15 protein-coding genes are annotated in these 16,040 nt (G+C 65.7%); all 15 read right to left on the bottom strand.

What is annotated here, in order from left to right:
- Positions 1-19: 19 nt before the first annotated feature.
- The 15 genes from ACWA7K_RS05070 to ACWA7K_RS05140 all read right to left on the bottom strand — a co-directional run bounded on the left by ACWA7K_RS05070 (position 20) and on the right by ACWA7K_RS05140 (position 15,958).
- Positions 20-2,215: a TonB-dependent receptor gene (locus tag ACWA7K_RS05070; RefSeq protein ID WP_456166267.1), complete on the bottom strand. Its 2,196-nt coding sequence runs from the start codon at positions 2,213-2,215 to the stop codon at positions 20-22.
- A gap of 178 nt (positions 2,216-2,393) precedes the next feature.
- Positions 2,394-3,239 (bottom strand): alpha/beta fold hydrolase, encoded by an 846-nt coding sequence (locus tag ACWA7K_RS05075; protein WP_456166269.1) that lies wholly within the window; start codon positions 3,237-3,239, stop codon positions 2,394-2,396.
- A gap of 21 nt (positions 3,240-3,260) precedes the next feature.
- Complete coding sequence (locus ACWA7K_RS05080; protein WP_456210369.1) at positions 3,261-4,088, bottom strand: alpha/beta hydrolase; 828 nt, start codon at positions 4,086-4,088, stop codon at positions 3,261-3,263.
- 41 nt (positions 4,089-4,129) lie between these two features.
- Entirely contained in the window at positions 4,130-5,326 is a 1,197-nt protein-coding gene (locus tag ACWA7K_RS05085) for a hypothetical protein (protein ID WP_456166273.1), read from the bottom strand.
- A gap of 39 nt (positions 5,327-5,365) precedes the next feature.
- Positions 5,366-5,794 carry an ExbD/TolR family protein gene (locus tag ACWA7K_RS05090; RefSeq protein ID WP_456166275.1) on the bottom strand — a complete coding sequence of 143 codons (429 nt, stop codon included), beginning with the start codon at positions 5,792-5,794 and terminating at the stop codon, positions 5,366-5,368.
- Positions 5,795-5,804: 10 nt separating this feature from the next.
- The gene (locus ACWA7K_RS05095) at positions 5,805-6,215 is read right to left on the bottom strand and encodes an ExbD/TolR family protein (protein WP_456166277.1); all 411 of its coding nucleotides are present in this window, start codon (positions 6,213-6,215) and stop codon (positions 5,805-5,807) included.
- A gap of 66 nt (positions 6,216-6,281) precedes the next feature.
- Positions 6,282-7,058 (bottom strand): MotA/TolQ/ExbB proton channel family protein, encoded by a 777-nt coding sequence (locus ACWA7K_RS05100; protein ID WP_456166279.1) that lies wholly within the window; start codon positions 7,056-7,058, stop codon positions 6,282-6,284.
- A gap of 73 nt (positions 7,059-7,131) precedes the next feature.
- Positions 7,132-7,827, bottom strand: coding sequence for an energy transducer TonB (locus tag ACWA7K_RS05105; protein WP_456166281.1), 696 nt, complete (start codon positions 7,825-7,827; stop codon positions 7,132-7,134).
- 186 nt (positions 7,828-8,013) lie between these two features.
- On the bottom strand, positions 8,014-9,036 hold the full coding sequence (gene dctP / locus ACWA7K_RS05110) for a TRAP transporter substrate-binding protein DctP (protein WP_456166283.1): 1,023 nt from the start codon (positions 9,034-9,036) through the stop codon (positions 8,014-8,016).
- A 47-nt stretch (positions 9,037-9,083) separates the two neighbouring features.
- Positions 9,084-10,679: a tannase/feruloyl esterase family alpha/beta hydrolase gene (locus ACWA7K_RS05115; protein ID WP_456210371.1), complete on the bottom strand. Its 1,596-nt coding sequence runs from the start codon at positions 10,677-10,679 to the stop codon at positions 9,084-9,086.
- A gap of 412 nt (positions 10,680-11,091) precedes the next feature.
- Positions 11,092-11,985: a helix-turn-helix transcriptional regulator gene (locus ACWA7K_RS05120; RefSeq protein WP_456166287.1), complete on the bottom strand. Its 894-nt coding sequence runs from the start codon at positions 11,983-11,985 to the stop codon at positions 11,092-11,094.
- A gap of 75 nt (positions 11,986-12,060) precedes the next feature.
- On the bottom strand, positions 12,061-12,930 hold the full coding sequence (locus ACWA7K_RS05125; protein WP_456166289.1) for an IclR family transcriptional regulator: 870 nt from the start codon (positions 12,928-12,930) through the stop codon (positions 12,061-12,063).
- 81 nt (positions 12,931-13,011) lie between these two features.
- Positions 13,012-13,767, bottom strand: a complete 756-nt coding sequence (locus ACWA7K_RS05130) for an SDR family NAD(P)-dependent oxidoreductase (protein WP_456166291.1) — start codon at positions 13,765-13,767, stop codon at positions 13,012-13,014.
- 32 nt (positions 13,768-13,799) lie between these two features.
- Positions 13,800-15,014: a CaiB/BaiF CoA transferase family protein gene (locus ACWA7K_RS05135; protein ID WP_456166293.1), complete on the bottom strand. Its 1,215-nt coding sequence runs from the start codon at positions 15,012-15,014 to the stop codon at positions 13,800-13,802.
- Positions 15,014-15,958, bottom strand: coding sequence for an FAS1-like dehydratase domain-containing protein (locus ACWA7K_RS05140; protein ID WP_456166295.1), 945 nt, complete (start codon positions 15,956-15,958; stop codon positions 15,014-15,016). Before ACWA7K_RS05140 ends, ACWA7K_RS05135 begins: the two co-directional genes overlap by 1 nt.
- Positions 15,959-16,040: the final 82 nt, after the last annotated feature.

The following is a 16,040-nucleotide window of genomic DNA, read 5'->3' on the forward strand; positions in this document are numbered from 1 at the left end:
CCGGGCCCCGTGGGGTGCATCAGAAGCGGAACGTGGCGCGCGCGCCGAAGGTGCGCGGCTCGCTCATGTAGCCGTAGTTCGAACCGAAGAACGCCACCGAGCCCATCAGCTGCGACTTGTTCTCGATGTTGCGGACGTAGAACTGGACGTCCATCGATTCGTCCTCGCTGCCATAGGTCAGCGACGCGCTCGACTTCGTGAACGACTTCTGCGTGAACTGGGTCGGCGCGACCGTGATGTCACCGGTGTCGGTCGTCACGTAGGACGCCGAGTACTTGGTACCCAGGTAGCCGGTCAGGCGTGCGCCGGATTCCAGGTTCCAGTTGTGCGTGTAGCCGACGTTGAGCGTGACGGCCGGCGTCTTGTCGAGCTTCTTGCCGGCGTAGTTGGTGCCGTTCGGCGTCGTGTAGTTCTTGTACTTCGCCTCCAGCAGACCGAGGCTGGTGTCGATGCGGCCGGCGCTGCTGAGGCGATAGCGCGCCGAAACCTCGACGCCGTCCACCGTCGCATTGCCGGTGTTGGTCGTCTTCATCTGGCTGTTGACGATGCCGGACTTCTGCATCTGGCTGTAGTCGTAGTGGAAGACCGACGACGTCAGCTGCAGGGTGTTGTCCAGGAACTTCCCGTTCAGGCCGGCCTCGTAGGCCGTGATCTCTTCAGGTGCGTAGATCAGGCTCGGGTCGCTGCGGGTGTCGCCATCGTTGAAGCCACCGGCCTTGAAACCGGTCGACACGCTGGCGTAGAACATCTTCGTGGCCGACAGGTCCAGCTCATAGCCGAGCTTGTAGGTCGAGCTCTTCCACGAGGCGTTGCCGTAGAGCGGAACGACCAGGTTGCCCGGATTGGTCGGGTCGTAGTTGACGCCGCCCGACAGCATCTGCTGGCCGTCGCGGGACTTCTTGTCGGTGGTCTGCCGTGCACCCGCGATCAGGCGCGAAGCCTCGGTCAGGCTGTAGGTCGCCTGGCCGAACAGCGCGTGCGATTCGTTCGTGACCAGGTTGTCCTTGAACTGCAGGCCGGGGTAGCACGACGAGAAGCCGCCGCACTGTGCCGGGCCGAACGGGCCGGCGCCGGGGCCGAAGAAGAAGAACGGGAAATTGCCGTCGAGTTGGCCGTCCTTGCCGGTTTCCTTGTATTGGAAATAACCGGTGACCCATTGCAGCGGGGACTTGGCGTCGTTCGAAGACAACCGCAGTTCGTGCGAGTTCTGCTCGAACTTGAATTTCGTCAGCAGGATCAGCGGACCGGTGCTGTAGTCCTCGACATTCTTCGCATCACGACGTCCGAAGACATAGGTCAGATCCGCGAAACCGAGATTCGACTTCAGTTCGGACTTGATCCCGGAGGTCTTGTCGTTGAAACGGCCCTGGATCAGGACATTCGAGTCGACCAGTTTCGTCGGGATCCCGCCGGTGGTCAGGTTGTAATAATTCGGGCCGGTCGTCTTGTTGGTGCTCTGGTCGTAGGACAGGCTCAGGCTGGTCGATGCCGAAACCTTCAACAGACCCTGCAGCCGGAACGAGTCGGTGTGGACGCTGTCCTGGTTCTCGGTGAAACCGTTGGTTGCCGTCTTGGTTTCCGAATAACCATCACGGCGGTTGGTCGAAAACGCGGCGCGGAGCGCCAGTGCATCGTTCACCGGCAGGTTGTAGGCGCCGTCGACGCGTTTCTGGCCGAGATTGCCGACGTCGACCGAGACAAAACCCTCGCGCTTGCTGGTCGGGGCCTTGGGGATGACGTTGACGACGCCCGCGTTGGCGTTGCGGCCGTACAGCGTGCCCTGCGGGCCGCGCAGCACCTCGACGCGCTCGATGTCGTAGAACGCGGAGCCCGCGCCCGACATGCGACCGAGGTAGATGCCGTCGATGTGGAAGGCCGCTGCCGGCTCGCCCAGCGCCGTGGTGTTGGTGTTCTCGATGCCGCGGATGTTGACCACCACGCTGCTGTTGCCGGCCTGGCTGATCTGCGTGTTGGGCATCAGGTCGGTCAGCGCCTTGGCGTCGGACACACCCTTTTCACGGATGTCGTCCGAACTCACCGCCGACAGCGATGCGCCCACTTTCAGGGCAGATTGGGTGACCTTGTTGGCGGTCACCACGACTTCGGCGTCCTGGCCTGCCGCGTCATTGCTCTGGGCATTGGCGACGAAGGACGCCTGGGCTGCCAAAGCGCCCAGCACCGCGACCACCAACGGTCGCTTCTGGAAAATCATCATCGTTGTCTCCATGGGGTCGGAAAGTATTCGTGGCATGTTCCGCCAACACTTCGTGTTAACGATAACATTTCGAGATGCTAGGACACCGGAAGATGCCTGACATTGGTGTTATCCCGGGCGAGACCGCTGAGTTTGTGGCCGTCTCGCACGGCCGCGGTCAAAACGGTGCCTCAGGGCTTCAATTGGCAAAAATGAACTTTTCCAGCAGCGGGTTGAAAAGTTCGGGCCGCTCGATCTGCGGTGCGTGCCCGCATTCCTCGAAGATCTCCAACGTGGCGCCCGGAATGCGCGCCTTGAAGATTTCGGCATGGCTCACCGGCAGGAACAGGTCTTGTCGGCCCCAGACAATCAAGGTCCGGCAGCGGATCGCCCGGGTCATCCTTTCCAGGGCTTCCAGATCATGCTGGCGAAAACCCCAGACGTTCATCATGGCGACGACCGTCTGGCGGTGACTGCGCTGCGCCTGCAGCGGTTGGGCGTCGAAGAACTTCTGCTGCACGCGTGCTTCGGTGAGCTTCTTCGGGTCGTGGAACGCGGCCTGCCACCCTTGCTTGAACTCGTCGTAGCTCGGCTGGCGCATGAAGCGCCACAGCAGGGGCAGGGTGCTCAGGCGCATCGGCTTGGGCGCCTCGCGACCGGCGCCGGCCGAGTCGACCAGTGTGAGCGATCTGATCCGGTGTGCGGCCAGGTCGGTCATCTCGATCGCGACCTTGCCGCCGAACGAGTTGCCCGCGACGTGAAAGCCGTCGACGCCCAGTGCGTCCATCAAGGCAAGCAGTCGGCGGGCCTGGCTGCGGGCGGTGTAGTCGAAGTCGGTGGGCTTGTCGCTGCTGCCGAAGCCGATCAGGTCGACCGCGATCACCGTCATCCGGCGCGACAGGGGCTCGATGTTCTCGGACCACTCCGTTGACGAGCAACCCAATCCGTGGACCAGCAACAGCGTCTCGTCGCCATGGCCGGCCTTCACGTAGCGCAGGGTGGCGCGACCGTCGTTGTGTTCGTTCATGCCGGGAGTGGTGCTCATGTTCACAGGGGTATCCAAGGTTCAGATGCCGGAATCGAGCCAGGCTTCGTACAAGGTCAGCCATTGGTCGGAGGTCGTGCCCTGCCGGCGGTTGCCGAAGCCGTGGCCGCCCGCCTTGAAGAGGTGGAACTCGAGCGGCCGATCGGCGTCACGCCACGTCTGCAGCAGGCCGAATCCACCGCGCGCGAACAGCGGGTCGTCGTTGGCCAGCACCGTGAACAGCGGCGGCAGGTGCGAGCCGTTCAATGGCGGATCGTCGAGGCTGAAATAGATCAGGCCGGCCGAGGCCAGCGGCGGGCGCGTGCCGAACCGGTCGAGTGCATCGATGCAGACCTTGGCGCCGGCCGAGAAGCCGACAACGTGGACCTTGCCCGTGGCCGGTGACTCGTGCTGGCGGATCCAGTCGACCGCCGAGATCAGGTTGTCGACAGCCGGTGCGGTCTCGAGATGGGCCTCTGCCTTGCCAAAGCCGCGCGACATCTTGTCCTGATAGAAGGCCTGGCAGGCCTGCGCGAATCTGTCGGCCTCCGGTGGTGTTGGCTGTACCCGGTACTTCAGGACATAGGCCGTGTAGCCCAGGTTCGCGAGGTGGCGCGCCACATCGAAGCCTTCATGCGCCATCGCCAGCACGAGCATGCCGCCACCGGGCGCCACGATGACGGCCTCGCCTCGCGCGATGACACCAGCCGGCGGATGGAACGCGGTCAGCGTGCCTTGCCGGACATTTCGCACCACGCGGTCGCCATTGAATTCGGTCCACTGATCGGCCGCAGCATCGGGCACGTCGCCCAGAGGGATCTCGACGAGGTCCGGATGCGGGTTGTCGACGTTCGTGGCGGTGAAGTCCATGCGGGGTCCCGTGCGTGGTGTCGTGCGTGGTGTCGTGGGGTTCAGTTCGGCGCGGTCCAGAGGACCCCGAGTTCACGTGCGGTGCTGCCGGGCTTGAGGGACGAAAGAATCTCCCGTGCCTCCTGCCGTCGGCCGGCCAGTTCGAGCGACACGAGCAGGTGCAGGCGCAACTCGTCCTCTCGGCGCAGGCCGGTGCCTTGAAGCGCTTGTCGATACAGGGCAATGGCGCTGGCGTGATCGCCCTTCGACGCGAGGATCTCCGCCAGTTCGGCATGCTGCGGCGCCGTCGTCGCTGCTTCCAGCGCCTTGATCTGCGGGGCGTCCTCTGCCACCTTCTTCTGAACCGTCAGACGCAGCTTGGCGAGGCTCTGCCGATCGGCGGCAGAGACGAAAGCCTGGGCGGCTTCACCGGCTTCGAGGACACGTGCGGCCTCCAGCGGATAACCGGCCTTCAACGCGAGCTGGGCGTGCTGCAGATGCGCATCGGCACCGCTGAGCAGCCGGCGATGCGCCATGAGCCGGACCACGTCAAGTTCATGACGCGGATCGAAGCCGGGCCTTTCCCTCAGCTGTGCGAGCACCTCGCGCCAATAGTCCGGGTTGGTCGGTGCGACAGCGACCAGGCGCTTGAGCGCGTCGTAGTAGCCGGCATCGTTGCCCAATGCCTGCTGGGCCAGCGCCAGGGCGGTGACCTCGGGTTCGGTCAGCGTCGACTGACGGTCATCGGCCAGCAGGGGCCTGAGGTAGTCGACGATGTCCGCGTGGCGTTTCTGGGCCGACAGCGACTGCAGGTAGAGCGCCCGGATGCCCGCCTTCGCACCGCCCTGATCGAGGTACAGCCTGGCGGTGCGCGACAGGCCTGGCAGGTCACCTTGCGCGCGCTGCAGGCCGATGAGGATCTCCTGGAACGTCAGCCTTTCGGCCGGTTGCACGGAGGCCTCGCCGCTCAGGTAGGCAAGGGCCTCGATGGCGCTGGCGTTGTCCTTGGCGTGCAGGGCCGCCGTCGCGGCAACGCGTTCGACCGTGATGCGCTCCGAGGCACTCAGGTTGGCGATCGAGCGTGCGTTCACGGCCTGCGCCAGCGCACCCGCCGGGTTGCCGGACTTGATCAATTCCTGGGCGGCCTGCAGCGGCTTGGCGACCTCGGCCCGCAGGGCCGTTTGTGCCGGCGCCGCTGTGGTGGCCAGGAGGGCGGCCAACAGGGCCAGAAGCTGCAGGGACGCGCGAGCGGACTTCATGCTGTTCGGTGTGGGGTATCGACGGGGCCGATGGGGGCGTCAGTTCGCGAACAGTTCGGTACCGACGATGCCGAGCTTGTTCAGGCCGTTGCGCTGGGCCGAGGCCAGCACCGTGGCCACCGCTTCGTACTTCGCCTTGCCCTTGGAGCGGATGTGCAGCTCGGGTTGCGGTTGCATGCGTGCCGATTCGGCCAACTTCAGCTCGAGAGCGTTCCGGTCTGGCACTTGCTCGCCATTCCAGAAGATCGCGCTCGTCTCGTCGACATCGATGCGCACGACGATCGGCTCGACCGTCTTCGGCGCATTGGTGGGCAGAGGGATGTCGAGGTTGACGGCGTGCAGCTGCGCCGGGATCGTGATGATCAGCATGATCAACAGCACGAGCATCACGTCGATCAGCGGCGTCGTGTTCATGTCGGCGATGACCTCCAGATCACCGTCCGACGAACTACCCAGGTTCATGGCCATGTGCGTGCCTTCAATTCGGTTCGGTGATGAAGCTGACCTTGACGATGCCGGTGCGCTGGATCGCGTACATCACGCGTCCGACCGACTCGAAGTCGCTGTTGAGGTCGCCGCGGATCTGGACTTCCGGTTGCGGCTTCATGGCAGCGAACTTCTTCATCCGTTCCTGCAGTTCATTGCCGTTGCGGATCGGCGTGTCGTACAGGAAGATCCCGCCCCGGCTGTCGACCGAGACGATCACGTTCTCGGGCTTGGTCTCCCGCACCGTGTTGCGTTCCTTCGGCAGGTCGACCTTGACCGAGGTCGTCACGACGGGAATGGTGATCAGGAAGATGATCAGGAGGACCAGCATGACGTCCACCAGCGGCGTCGTGTTGATCGTGCCGATGATCTCGTCATCGGCTTGGCCGAGGTTCATTGCCATCTTGTGTTCCCCAGTGGGCGCGCGCGAACAGGCACCGCTTGGAGGCGGCGCCTGGACGTGAGGTGCTTACTTCTTGGCCTGACCCAGCAGGACGGCGTGCAGGTCGGAACCGAAGGCGTTGACCTCTTCCATCACGGCCTTGTTGCGACGCACGAGCCAGTTGTAGCCCAGCACCGCCGGCACGGCGACGGCCAAGCCGATGGCGGTCATGATCAGCGCCTCGCCGACGGGGCCGGCGACCTTGTCGATCGACGCCTGACCGGACATGCCGATCTTCACGAGCGCGTGGTAGATGCCCCAGACCGTGCCGAAAAGGCCGACGAACGGTGCCGTCGAGCCGACGGTGGCCAGCACGGCCAGGCCGTCCTGCATGCGGCTCTGGACGTTGTTGATGGCGCGCTGGATGCTCATCGTCACCCATTCGTTGAAGTCGACCGCTCCCAGCAGGCCGGTGTGCTTGGAGGCACCCTCCAGGCCCTTCTCGGCGATGTAGCGGAAGGCGCTGCCGGTCGCCAGGGTGTCCTTGCCAAGCTCGACGGTCTGGGCCTCCCAGAAGGTCTTGCGGGTCGCGGCGGCCTGACGATTGAGCTTGGCCTGCTCGGCCAGCTTCGTGAAGATCACGTACCAGGATCCCATGCTCATCAGCACCAGGATCAGCAGCGTGCCCTTGGCCACGAAGTCGCCCTGGGCCCAGAGCGCGCTGAGGCCGTAGGGGTTCTCTTCGGCGGCGCCTGCGACCGCTGCGCCAGCCGCTTCATTGGCCTGAACGGCAAAGGCGGCGACGCTCGACAGCATGAGGGCCAGCCATTTGGCGGACATGCGGGACATATTCTTGAAGTTCATGATCGGTTGCTCCATTCGTGATTGAACGAAATTCTTGGCGGGTATGGATCTGCAGGATTCGACGGAGACCGGCTTATTCCAGTCGCCAGGTGTATTTCAGGCTCGCCCAACCCTGTTCGGGTTTACCATCGACCGTCGCCGGTTTGAAATGGCAACGTGACAACCCGATGCGGGCGGCCTCATCCAGCCGTTTGAAGCCGGAACTCTTCTCGATTTCCGCCTGAACCACCTTGCCGTCGACGCCCACCAGGAATCGGAGGCTCACGGTGCCTTCTTCCTCCAGTCGCCGGGATGCGCTCGGATATTCCGGTTTCTCGCATCCGGAAGCATTGGCCACCGCCGGGGTGCGCACCGGTTCGGCCGGTGGCGGGGCAGGCGCAGGCGGCGGCGGCGGGGGCGCGGGCGCCGGGGGAGGTGGCGGCGGAGGCGGTGCCTCCACCTTGGGTGGCGCACTGGTGACAGCCGCGATGGCATTGGCGGCCGGCGCCTGGGTGACCTGCACCTCGACCGGCGGCACGTAGGCCGGCGGCGGCGGCGGTGGCGGCGCGTTCTTGGGTGGCGGGGGCGGAGGAGGCGGCGGCGGCAGGGGAATATCCGGCTTCGCCTCTTCCAGCATCACGGCTTCGACCGGGCCCTTGATTTTCTTGACAAAAGCTCGCGCCAATCCGGAATTGATGGCCCAGAGCAATGCCACGTGCAATACCACCACCAGTCCAAGACCGATCAGGTGCTTGGTCGGCTGTCGTTGCCGGCTGGCGTAGTCGTCCATACGTACTTTCAATGTTCAGACGAGAAAAGACGGTCGGCATCGATGCGCCAACCTGATTGGGTAGTTAGAATGTTATCGTTAACATTCTCATGTTAGAGAGGCCACTGATCAATGTGAACGGTGTTAACCCTAGGAGTTGATCCGGAGAATCGCGAGGGGCGCGCCGGGGCCGCCGCGTGGGCGGTCTTACCTGGCGCGCCGGACGGCTTGCCGTGCGTCTTCGAGTTCACGGACCAGCGTGGGTCCGATCCGCAGCGTGTGTCGGGCGATCACGACCTGCGCCAGGGCCTTCATCCGGGCGAGTTCCGTGCTGCCGAGTTCGTTGAACTGCATGCCCTGGGACTGGAGCATGGCAACGCCTTGGGCATCGCGCTCGCTCAGGGCTTGCCTGGCGTAGGCGCGGACCGACAGTGCGGCCTCGCGCAGGATGTCCCTGTCGACGGGAGGAAGCGTGTCCCAGAGCTTCTTGCTGAAGATCACCGACTGCGGATTGGCGATGTGTCCGGTCAGCGTGACGAAGTTCTGGACCTCATGCAGCCGGGCGCTGAGCAAGGTGGAAACCTGCTGGGTGCCACCGTCAACCGCTCCGCTTTCCAGGGCGGCATAGAGCTCGGTGAAGGGCAGGGGAACGGGTTGGGCGCCAAGTGCCGACATGAAGTCAACGTAGACAGGCGTCTCGACGACACGGATCTTCATGCCCTGCAGATCATCCAGCCTGACGATGGGGCGCTTGCCGCTGTGGAAGTGGCGAACGCCGACACCCCAGTAACAGAGGCCGACCAGGCCCCGGGGCGCCAGCATGTCGTGCAGCTTCTGGCCGAACGGACCGTCCATGACGGCATAGGCCTCGGCGGTGCTGGAGAACAGGAATGGAAAGTCGAGGATGCCCAACTGCCTCACCACACCGGAAAGCAGGCTGGTGTTGAGGATGGCCATCTCGATCGTCCCGCCGCGCACGGCGGAAACGACGGCCAGGTCGTGTCCGAGCTGCCCTGCGCCATGCAGGCTGATCTCGAGCCGACCCTGGCTGCGAGCCCTGACGATGTCCGCAAACCGCAATCCGGCATCGTGCTGGGCGCTGCCGGCCGCCCCCTGCATCGCGAACTTGATCTGGCGCGGCGGTGCTGGTTCGCCTGACACGAGGGTCGAGAAGGCGAACAGCACCGCGCACGTCAGGGCTCGAATGACCTCAGGCATCTCGTCCTTCATGACCGGACGTGCCCGCTGGCGACGCCGGCCATGGTCTCAGAAGGCACTCAATTGCAGGTGTAGCTGGCCGCCGACCTGACCGAGCCGGTGCCGCCATAGACGGCCCGCTTCGGGTACGCGCAGATGGGCAGGCTGACGGACGCATCCGACGAGCTGATGTCCATCCGGCTGGGCGGCGTCGCATTCTCGACCCAGTTGCGCAGGGCCGAGAACAGCTGGTCGTTGGTGCCGCCATTGATGGGCAGGGCAGGCAACGGAACCTTGCTGGTCGCGGTGATGGCGCCTGTGGCGGGATCCAGCGCACTGACCTTGAAGATCGTGTTGTGACCCATGCCGGGGATCAGGAACAAGCGATTGAACTTCTGCACCTCTGCATTGCCACCCATCGTGGCCTCGACCCGCGCGTAGTAGTTCACCGAGCCTTGCGGCGTGATCAACTCATCGGCCAGGCCGTGATAGGTGAGGATCTTGCCGCCCTTGTCGCGGAATGCAGCGAGATTCGGGTTGTCGGTGTTGATGTTGCTGAACCATGGTTGCAGGCCGACTCCGAGTGCGTTCACGTTGGCCAGGTCGGCGTAGGACAGGGTTCTCCAGCGGTCGGCCGGAGCAGCTGTTGCATTGACGAAGGTTGCGGGGGCAGTCTGCGCGAACTGTGGCGATTGCAGGATCAGCGCCACGTTGTCCGACGAGATCGGGAACGGGTTGGTGCCCGCCAGACTCGTGAGGCTCGTCCCGCGGGTCAAGCCCCACCACAGTTGCTTGAAGCCCTGGGTCGTGCCGCTGCCGTTGTCGACGAAGGGGTCAGGTGCACTGCCGTCCTGCGTCTGGCCGTACCAGATCTTGTTGACGGCCTGAGCCTCTGCAAGGCTCAGGCACTTCGTGGTGTCGGCGTTGCTGCCTGGTGTTCCGCCCGACGTGGTGGCCGTCGTGCAGAGCGCTGCGGCGTCCTGTGTCGGGTCGTAGCGGCAGGATGCGGGATTCAGGATGAAGCCCAGTCCGGCTGCGTCACAGGCGGCGGTCGCCGATGCACTGACGGCATTGAGCTTGCTCGATGCGATGACACCGCCCAGATCGCGCCACATCACGGTCTGCGGGTACATCTCGCTGGTGATGAAGTTGGTCCAGTTGAAGGCGGGCGCGCCGGCCAGGATGCCGTCGAAGTCGCCGGGAAACTTCTGGGCCGACTTGAAGCCTTGTCGCCCGCCCGTCGAGAAACCGTCCCAGTAGGCGAACTTGTGGCTTCGTGCGTAGTACAGCTTGACCAGGGCCTTCGACTTCTCGGCCATCTCGTGAATGGCGCGTTCGGAGAAGTCCTGCCACGAGACCTGGTTGATCGATCCGTCCGGGTTCATCAGGAACGACGCGTTGGCGCCGCCGCCATAGGGTGCCGTGGTCTTGCCGTGATCGGACACCACGACGGCGTATCCATTGGCCACGGCGGCCAGGTGCAGCGGCTGGAAGGATGCCCCTTCGTAGCCGATGCGCGTGATGTCGGTGTGCCGCCCGCCGGCCCAGCCGCCGCTGCCAAAGGCGCGGATGCGTTCGTTCCAGTTCGACTGCGTCGGAAGCCAGACCTCGATTCCCACGCCCCGGGTAGTCGATGGGGCCCCGGCGGTGCCGGCGTTCCCCGGGCCGACCACCATCTTGACCAGGCACATGCCCGAGCTCAGCACCGGCGGCGTAGGCGATGCAGGCGTGCCCGGCAGGGCCAGTGAATCACCGGCGTTGTAGGACTTGACCAACAGCACGGTGGTGTTGGCGTCTGGCGCGAACGAGGTCTTCAGGCCGTCGTCGCAGGCCTGTGCCGTGGCCGTGGGCGTGGGTGTGGGTGTCGCTGCGGGGGCACTGCCACCACCGCAGCCCGCAAGCGTCAGCGTGGCCATGCTCACTGCAGCCAACAGGGGGGAGCGGGAATTCCGGGAATGCATCTGTCTGGTCTCCTGGCGTCTTGAGTCGGTCGGTCGGGTGACGCGACCTCGCCATGAGGTTAGGCAGACGGGTATCCGAGGTCTTTCAGGAAACGGGGGCGCCTGTCGAAAAGCGGGGGGCGGGTGCTCAGGTCTTTCTCGCAACTGCAGGCGTGACGCCACAGTGGGCACGGAACACCTGCGTGAAGTGAGACTGGCTCGAGAAGCCGAGCGCGAGCGCCAGCTCGGAGATCGGCGTCGTGGTCGTCTTGAGCAGCGTCCGGGCGCGATCGAGCCGCCTCTCCAGGACGTAGCGGTGAGGCGTCCTCCCCATCGATGCCTTGAAGCATTGGGCAAAGTGGTGAGGACTGAGATCGACCTCACGGGCCAGTGCCTCGATGCTCAGGTCCGCACCGAGATGGGCATCGATGTGTTCAATGACACGCTCCCGATCCGCCCGGCAGAGCTGTCCCGGCGGTGCGACCTCGATCGGCGCGCCGTAGTGCGCCGCGAGTCGGCCCAGCAGCGAACAGGACAGGCCTTGAGCGTAGAGCGAGCCGTTCGGGGCGCCACGTTCAGCTTCTTCCAGAAGCTCTTGAACCAGCCATTGAAGCTTCGGATCGAAGACTTCGTGGGTCGTCCTGAGGTCGAATGACGACGACTCCGGCGCGAGGGACTTCACCAGATCGGGCGACAGGTGAACCCCGACCGTCTTGCCGGGCTCGCCGAGCCAGCGCGCACCACTGCGCTGGAAATCTCGGCCATACAGTTCAAGCATGCCCGGCTGGGTGGACAACTCCACCGTGCGCGCGCCGAAGTGGTACCAGCGCCGACCCTTGCCACGCAATGCCATCAGGACGAGGGGTGCGCGGACATGGGCAGGACCACGCTCCGAGTCGGTGGGAATCGGAAAGACGGCCAGAGGCAGTCCGGCCCAGTGGGGCGGCAGCACGAACTCGGGCTCACCGGACGCGCGTCGAGCGACGTCGGACGGCGCACAGATCGCATCGCGCCCGGCGTCGATTTCGGCTCGGTCTGACATCGGATTTCCTCCTCGCCTTGCACGATGCCTGTCGAGTCGTCTGGCCGCGATCGGGGCGAGCCCTTGCATCGCACGTCAACGATGCCCGTTGCGACTGGCCTTCCGCGTCGTGCTGTCCCGCTCACCCGGCTCCAGCGCACTCGCCGACACCATGCCGCCGACCCGGCTGGACAGGTTGCGCGCCGCCGCTCCGAGGGCTTCGGTCACCTCGGGGATGGACTTGCGCTGGGTCTGGTCGATCCGTTCGGCGTAGGGCACCGTCAAGGCCGCGATGGCGCGGCCCTGGGTGTCCAGGACCGGGAAGCTGACGGCCCACAGGCCGCGCACCTGCACGCTCGGAATGGACTCGTAGCCGGCGACGCGGATCTTCTCGAGGATGCTGTCGATCTGCGGGTCGGCCTGCTCGGGTCGGCGCTGCAGCGACTCCTCGATGCGCAGCTTGCGGGTCTCGTCGTCCTGGAAGGCCAGCAGGACGCGGCCGGAGGCGGAGATCAGCACGTCGAGTTCGGCACCCGCGCGCACCGAGAAGCCCATGCCGCTGGGCGTGTCGACCTTGCTCAGCACCACCTGCTTGCCCTGGCCGTAGACGGTCAGGTGGCAGGACTGGTCGAGCTCGCCAGCCAGGCGCTGCATCACCGGTGCGGCCTCGAACAGCAGCCGGTGAGTCGGCGGGTTGACGTGCGACAGCTCGAAGAGCTTGGTGGTGATGCCGTAGCTGTTCTCGTCGACCAGCGTCACGTAGTTCCGGTTCACGAGGCAGGCCATCATCCGGTAGATCTCGCCCACGCTGCGTCCCAGCACGTTCGCGATGTCCTTCTGGGTCATCGGGTGCTCGCTGCGGCAGAGGGTCTCCAGGATATCGAGACCCTTCTCAAGCGCCGGCGCCGAGTAGGACCGGCTCTCGGCATCGACCACCGGTGTCGTTTCGTTCTTGTCCACGTTCATCGATCCGCTCCAGCCTTGCGCGCGCCCGCCAGAGCGGCGGGCACCTTGTCTCAGGCGCCATTATCTTGGTGCCGGAACACCTCAGGCCGGCAGGCCGCCGTCGATCATCAAGGTCGCGCCGGTGACGTAGGACGCCTCGTCGGAAGCCAGCCAGAGCATCGGGTAGGCCATCTCGGACGGGTCGGCCCAGCGCTTCATGACGCAGGGCGGCACCAGGTCGTCGACCACCTTCGCGCCGAGGCGCTGGACGTGGAAGGGCGTGCGCGTGAAGCCTGGGCAGATCGCGTTGGCGCGCACCCCGTGTTCGCCTTCCTCGAAGGCGAGCGTGCGGGTCAGGGCCAGCACGCCGGCCTTGGTGGCGTCGTAGGCACCCATGCCCTTGCGGCCGTAGACCGCGTAGGTCGAAGAGGTGTTGACGATGCTGCCCCGGCCGGAGCGGCGCAGGTAGGGCAGGGCGGCGCGGGTCATCGACACGAAGCTCAGCAGGTTGACGCGGACGATCGCGTCCCAGGTCTCCCACGGCGCATCGGCCACCGCCTCGTAGCGGCGGATGCCGACGTTGTTGACCAGCACGTCGATGCCGCCGAAACGCGCGACCACCTCGCCGATGACGCGATCGGCCTCGGCTTCCACGCCGAGATCGGCCACCAGGCCGTGCACCTCGACATCCGGCATCGCCTGCCGGATCTCGTGCACCGCCGAGGCCACGGCGTCCTCGCTCTGGTCGACCAGGGCCACCCGCGCGCCTTCCTCGCAGAAGATCCGGCCAGCGGCCGAGCCGATGCCCCCGCCGCCGCCGGTGATGACGGCGACCTTGCCTTGCAGTCTCTTGCCCATGTCTGTCTCCTGTGGTGTGTCGGTTCTCCGGCTCAGCCTTGGGCTGACCCTGGCGTGCGTGCGGCGCCCGATGCCTGGAGCGCGCTGATCTGATCGTCGGAATAGCCCAGTTCGGACAACAGCGACCGGTTGTCCGCGCCACGCGGCCTTGCCGGGTCGCGCAGCGGCGGGTAGTTGCCGTCAAAGCGCACGGTCGACCGGATCGTGGCGGTGCGGCCCTCGGTCGGGTGGTCTTCCCAGCCGAGCAGGCCGACGGCCTGCAGGTGCGGGTCCTGCGGCAGCGTGTCCAGCGTGTGGCAGGCCTGCACGGCGATGTCGGCCGCCTGCAGGATGGCCAGCCATTCGGCGGTGGTGCGGTGGGTCAGCGCCGCGCCCCGGATCTCGAACCATGCGGCGACGTGGCGGGCGCGGGCGGCGACGCTGCTGAAGCGCTCGTCGCCGAGCAGGTCATGCCGGTCGGTGGCGGCCAGGAAGGCGCGCACCTGCGGGTCGGTGTTGACGGTGAACGAGATCCAGCCGTCGGCCGTCTGCACCGGCCGGTTGTGCGGGCTGAGCAGACGCTGGTCGCCGGGCGGTCCCACCGGCGGGTCGAAGCTGCGCTGGGCCAGGTGTTCCTGCAGCACGAAGGCCGACATCGTCTCGAACATCGGGATCTCGAGGCTGCAGCCTTCGCCGGTGGCGCGTCGTTGAAGCACGGCGGCCAGCACCGCTCCTGCCGCGATCTCGCCCGAGACGTGGTCGCAGATCAGCATCGGGACGTAGCTCGGCTGGCCATCCCGGGCCAGTGCCAGCCCAGCCATGCCGGTGGCGCCCTGGACGACGCTGTCATAGGTCGGCTGGCCAGCGTAGGGGCCGTCGGTGCCGTAGCCGGTGATCAGGCAATAGACCTTGTCCGGATGTTTCGCGCGCACGCTGTCCGGATCGATGCCCAGCCGCGCCAGGGCCTGTGGCCGCATGTTGGCGACGATGACGTCGGATGAGGCGATCAGGCGGTCCAGCGCTTCGCGCGCCTCCGGCTTCTTGATGTCCAGGCAGACGTTGCGCTTGCCGCGGTTGAAGTGCAGGTAGGTGCCCGAATGCTGGCCCGTCGGCGACTGGCCGCCCAGTCCGCGCATCAGGTCGCCTTCGGGGCTCTCGAGCTTCACGACCTCCGCGCCGTACTGGCTCAAGCGCCAGGTGCAGACGGGCCCCACGACCACGGAGGTCAGATCCAGGACACGTACACCCTTCAGCGGTTCGAAGGCCATCAGACCGTCACCTCCAGTTCGACGGCCAGGCGATGCTGGTCGTCAAGGGCCCGCAGCCGCCAGCCGCCTTCGACCGGGTCGGCGCACAGCGTCACCGGCCGGTTGCAGTACAGCGGTGTCACGTGACGGGCCTTCAGGGTGCGGGCCACGGCCCCGAGATCGCGTCGCAGGAACTCCGTGAGCAGCAGGGTCGACAGGCCGCCATTGACCACCAGGTCGGGAAAGCCTTCGACCTGCCGGGCATGTTCGCGATCGACGTGGATGCGGTGCGAGTTGAAGCCCAGCGCCGAGTACTGGAACAGCAGTGTGTCGTCGGGCGTGACGGTCCTGTGATGGGCAGCCTGCACCGGGGCGATCACGGCCGGAGCTTCAGCCGCAGGCGACGACCCCGCCAATCGGGCCGGCAACAGCAGGTAGGTCTGCGTCTCGACCAGCGCCGGCTGCGCCTGGCCATCACGGTGCAGTTCATGCGCCAGCGTCACCACCGCCATCGGCCCCGATGCCGTCGACTTGTGGGCGACGTTTCGCACGCTGCTGTGCCGGGTCACGGTTTCGCCGATCCGGATGTCGTCGAGAAGGGCGACGGTCCGGCCACCCAGCATCAGGCGGGGCAGACCGAAGTCGGGCATGGGCACGCCGAGGCCCGGAAAACCGTCGCGGCGCAGCGCGGAGCGGCGTGTGTCGGCGGCCAGCAGGAAAAAGTGCCAGCCACGCGGCAGGGGCTGGCTGGCGGCCACCTCGTCCGGATCGATGTCCAGCATGGCCGCGACCCGCCGGGCGCTGGCCAGCGAGCAGGCCTCGGTGCGTTTCACCGAGGGGATGTCGCTCGCAACAGGATTCGGGATGGAGGCGTCGATCATGGCCGTTCTTGGATCATCAATGAAGACGAGTATTTGTTGGTGAAGAAGAGTCTCGGTGAAATTGGCCGAATCCGTCAAAGTCATGAGCTAATGGTTTTCACTGGTGCATGGAAAAGTTCATGGATGCAAAACTGCTGCCCAGCAGATGCCCCTCGACGACTGTCTG

Source organism: Leptothrix mechoopdaensis (SeqCode), assembly GCF_053893855.1.

Excerpts from the sequence above, each read along its gene's own strand:
- ACWA7K_RS05075 (WP_456166269.1), bottom strand. The coding sequence starts at position 3,239 with ATGAGCACCACTCCCGGCATGAACGAACACAACGACGGTCGCGCCACC.
- ACWA7K_RS05135 (WP_456166293.1), bottom strand. The coding sequence starts at position 15,014 with ATGGCCTTCGAACCGCTGAAGGGTGTACGTGTCCTGGATCTGACCTCC.
- ACWA7K_RS05130 (WP_456166291.1), bottom strand. The coding sequence starts at position 13,767 with ATGGGCAAGAGACTGCAAGGCAAGGTCGCCGTCATCACCGGCGGCGGC.
- ACWA7K_RS05100 (WP_456166279.1), bottom strand. The coding sequence starts at position 7,058 with ATGAACTTCAAGAATATGTCCCGCATGTCCGCCAAATGGCTGGCCCTC.
- dctP (WP_456166283.1), bottom strand. The coding sequence starts at position 9,036 with ATGAAGGACGAGATGCCTGAGGTCATTCGAGCCCTGACGTGCGCGGTG.
- ACWA7K_RS05120 (WP_456166287.1), bottom strand. The coding sequence starts at position 11,985 with ATGTCAGACCGAGCCGAAATCGACGCCGGGCGCGATGCGATCTGTGCG.
- ACWA7K_RS05085 (WP_456166273.1), bottom strand. The coding sequence starts at position 5,326 with ATGAAGTCCGCTCGCGCGTCCCTGCAGCTTCTGGCCCTGTTGGCCGCC.
- ACWA7K_RS05115 (WP_456210371.1), bottom strand. The coding sequence starts at position 10,679 with ATGGTGGTCGGCCCGGGGAACGCCGGCACCGCCGGGGCCCCATCGACT.
- ACWA7K_RS05090 (WP_456166275.1), bottom strand. The coding sequence starts at position 5,794 with ATGGCCATGAACCTGGGTAGTTCGTCGGACGGTGATCTGGAGGTCATC.
- ACWA7K_RS05070 (WP_456166267.1), bottom strand. The coding sequence starts at position 2,215 with ATGATGATTTTCCAGAAGCGACCGTTGGTGGTCGCGGTGCTGGGCGCT.
- ACWA7K_RS05140 (WP_456166295.1), bottom strand. The coding sequence starts at position 15,958 with ATGACTTTGACGGATTCGGCCAATTTCACCGAGACTCTTCTTCACCAA.
- ACWA7K_RS05125 (WP_456166289.1), bottom strand. The coding sequence starts at position 12,930 with ATGAACGTGGACAAGAACGAAACGACACCGGTGGTCGATGCCGAGAGC.
- ACWA7K_RS05080 (WP_456210369.1), bottom strand. The coding sequence starts at position 4,088 with ATGGACTTCACCGCCACGAACGTCGACAACCCGCATCCGGACCTCGTC.
- ACWA7K_RS05095 (WP_456166277.1), bottom strand. The coding sequence starts at position 6,215 with ATGGCAATGAACCTCGGCCAAGCCGATGACGAGATCATCGGCACGATC.
- ACWA7K_RS05105 (WP_456166281.1), bottom strand. The coding sequence starts at position 7,827 with ATGGACGACTACGCCAGCCGGCAACGACAGCCGACCAAGCACCTGATC.